Annotated in this window: 3 protein-coding genes and 1 pseudogene; 1 reads left to right on the top strand and 3 read right to left on the bottom strand. The window is 71.7% G+C overall.

Going from position 1 to position 2,917, the window contains the following annotated elements; all coding sequences use genetic code 11:
- A pseudogene (locus C1J00_RS41400) lies at window positions 1–580 on the bottom strand (hypothetical protein); the annotation flags it as partial.
- A gap of 146 nt (window positions 581–726) precedes the next feature.
- On the bottom strand, window positions 727–936 hold the full coding sequence (locus C1J00_RS41410; RefSeq protein ID WP_102913976.1) for a hypothetical protein: 210 nt from the start codon (window positions 934–936) through the stop codon (window positions 727–729).
- 132 nt (window positions 937–1,068) lie between these two features.
- Here C1J00_RS41410 and C1J00_RS41415 point away from each other — a divergent pair, with 132 nt between their 5' ends.
- Entirely contained in the window at window positions 1,069–2,043 is a 975-nt protein-coding gene (locus tag C1J00_RS41415) for a carbohydrate kinase family protein (RefSeq protein WP_102913977.1), read from the top strand.
- Between the two features lie 68 nt (window positions 2,044–2,111).
- Here C1J00_RS41415 and C1J00_RS41420 read toward each other — a convergent pair.
- A partial coding sequence (locus tag C1J00_RS41420; protein WP_146046371.1) for a cysteine desulfurase/sulfurtransferase TusA family protein occupies window positions 2,112–2,917 on the bottom strand: 806 nt, incomplete at its 5' end.

Consider the following 2,917-nt stretch of genomic DNA (forward strand, 5'->3'; position numbering starts at 1 on the left):
GTGCCGGGGCGGCATCGGGGCGGGCGTCTTCCTCCGCACCCCGCACTTCCGCTTCAGCGGCGGTTTCGCGGGCCGGCACCGGCTGGGCGCCTGTCTCCCGGCCGTCCGCGGCGGCGGCCCGCTCGCCGTCGTCCTGCCGGTCCCGGGGTGCCCCCGCCTCCGTGGTTCCGGCTTCCGGAGTGTCCGGCTCGTCGGCTGCCGGGGCTGCCGGGTCCGCCTTGCCCTCGCTGCCCCCATCGGCCCGTGTGTCCTCACCTGGCGCATCAGCCTCACCGGCCGCCTCAGCCTCTGCAGGCTCGGAAGTCTCAGCGGCCTCAGCGGCCTCAGATGCCTCAGTGGCCTCGAAAGCCTCAGCGGCTTCGATGACCTCGGAAGTCTCCTCAGAGCCAGTGGCACCCGGCGACACCTCGGCTTCGGCCGTCCCCCCGGCTTCTACCGACGCGCCGGCCTCCGCCGACGTCCCGGCCTCCGCCGATGTCCCGGCCCCCGCCGTACCCGGCTCCTCGACCTCCGGGGCGTCGGCGTTGGAGCCGCCCGTTTCCCTGGTGTCGTCGTCGTTGTCGGGTCGCTCGGTGTTCACCGCATCGCTCCTTCGGCTGCACAGCTGTCCCATGGGACCCGGCCCGTCACATACGGGCCCGCTGGTGGGTCGTATCCCGCCTCCCCTTTACGGGGGACAGCGATGGGACGCAGCGGGGGAGCACACGGTTCCCGCGTGTGCGCCGTTCAGTCCCCGTAGTCCTCCATGGCGTCGAGCAGCCGCGCCGACCCGGGGGGCACGGACACGCCGTGGATCAGGGCGGGGGAGACCGGCCGGGAGGCGGCCCGGTCGGGGACCGCCCAGTGCGGCGCCATCCGCGCACCGTCCCCGGCCAGCGACGCCAGATCGCCTTCGAGATCGACCGGAACGGGTGCGTGGACCTTGAGGTTCGTCATAGCGGCACCGTATGCACGGTCGAGCTCACGGAGAAAGATCTACTATCGGGTAGTTTCGCTGCCTTCAGAGCGGCCCCGCCCACCCGATAGCGTGAACTGTCAAGGTCCGCCTCCCTCAGGAGAATCCACGCCGTGCGCATCGCAGTCACCGGCTCCATCGCCACCGACCACCTCATGACCTTCCCCGGCCGCTTCGCCGACCAGCTCGTAGCGGACCAGCTGCACACGGTCTCGCTGTCGTTCCTGGTCGACAAGCTCGACGTCCGCCGCGGCGGCGTCGCCGCGAACATCGCGTTCGGCATGGGGCAGCTCGGCACCCGCCCGATCCTGGTCGGCGCCGCGGGCGCGGACTTCGACGAGTACCGCGCCTGGCTGGAGCGGCACGGCGTCGACACCGACTCCGTCCGTATCTCCGACACGCTGCACACCGCCCGCTTCGTGTGCACGACCGACGCCGACCACAACCAGATCGGCTCCTTCTACACCGGCGCCATGAGCGAGGCGCGTCTCATCGAGCTGAAGACCGTCGCCGACCGAGTCGGCGGCCTCGACCTGGTCTCCATCGGCGCCGACGACCCGGAGGCCATGCTCCGCCACACCGAGGAGTGCCGCTCCCGGTCCATCCCGTTCGCCGCCGACTTCTCCCAGCAGATCGCCCGGATGGACGGCGAGGAGATCCGCATCCTGCTGGACGGGGCCACGTACCTCTTCTCCAACGAGTACGAGAAGGGCCTCATCGAGACCAAGACCGGCTGGAGCGACGAGGAGATCCTGTCCAGGGTGGGCCACCGTGTGACCACCCTCGGCGCACGCGGCGTACGCATCGAGCGGGTCGGTGACGACCCGATCGAGGTCGGCACGCCGGACGAGGAGCGCAAGGCCGACCCCACGGGCGTCGGCGACGCGTTCCGCGCGGGCTTCATGTCGGGCCTCGCCTGGGGTGTCTCCCTGGAGCGTGCCGCGCAGGTCGGCTGCATGCTGGCGACCCTCGTCATCGAGACGGTGGGGACGCAGGAGTACCAGCTGCGGCGCGGGCACTTCATGGAGCGGTTCACCAAGGCGTACGGGGACGAGGCCGCGGAAGAGGTTCGGCGGCATCTGGGCTGATCCGCCGCCCGCAGGGGGTGTGGGGACTGGTCGCGCAGTTCCCCGCCTCCGCCGGAAGAGGGTGTCGGTCAGCTCACCCGCCGGATCACATAGGCCGTTCCCTTTTCCGCCGGCTCCTCGCCCATGTACTCCTGGTTCCTCATCTCGCACCACGCCGGGATGTCCAGGCGGGCCGCCTCGTCGTCCGACAGCACCCGGACCAGGCCCCCCACGGGTACGTCGCCGATGACCTTGGCGAGCTCGATGACCGGGATCGGGCAGCGCTTGCCGAGGGAGTCGACGACCAGGACGTCCTCCTCGCGGACCACCTCCGAGGCGGCCGGCGCGCCGAGCTTCTCCCGTACGGCCGCCACCGTCCGGGGCAGTACGGCCAGGAAACCCTCCACCTCCTCCTCGGCCACCCCCACCGGCAGGGAAACCCGCACATTTCCCTCACTCAGCACGCCCATCGCCCGCAGGACGTGGCTGGGCGTCAGCGTGCTGCTCGTGCAGGACGACCCGGACGAGACCGAGAAGCCCTCCCGGTCCAGCTCGTGCAGCAGTGCCTCCCCGTCGACGTAGAGACAGGAGAAGGTGACGATCCCGGGCAGCCGACGCACCGGGTCGCCGACGACCTCGACGTCGGGCACCAGCCGCGGCACCCGGGCCCGGATCCGGTCCGCCAGCTCCCGCAGGCGCAGTGCCTCCTCGGCCGCCTCGGCCCGCACGGCCCGGAGCGACGCGACCGCCGCCACGATCGCCGGGATGTTCTCGAAACCGGGCGCCCGCCCCGACTCCCGCTCGTCCACCGGCCCTTGCGCCGCGAACCGCACACCCTTGCGGACCACCAGCAGTCCGACCCCGGACGGCCCGCCCCATTTGTGCGCACTGGCCG

Source organism: Streptomyces cahuitamycinicus (genome assembly GCF_002891435.1).
Taxonomy (GTDB): Bacteria; Actinomycetota; Actinomycetes; order Streptomycetales; family Streptomycetaceae; genus Streptomyces; species Streptomyces cahuitamycinicus.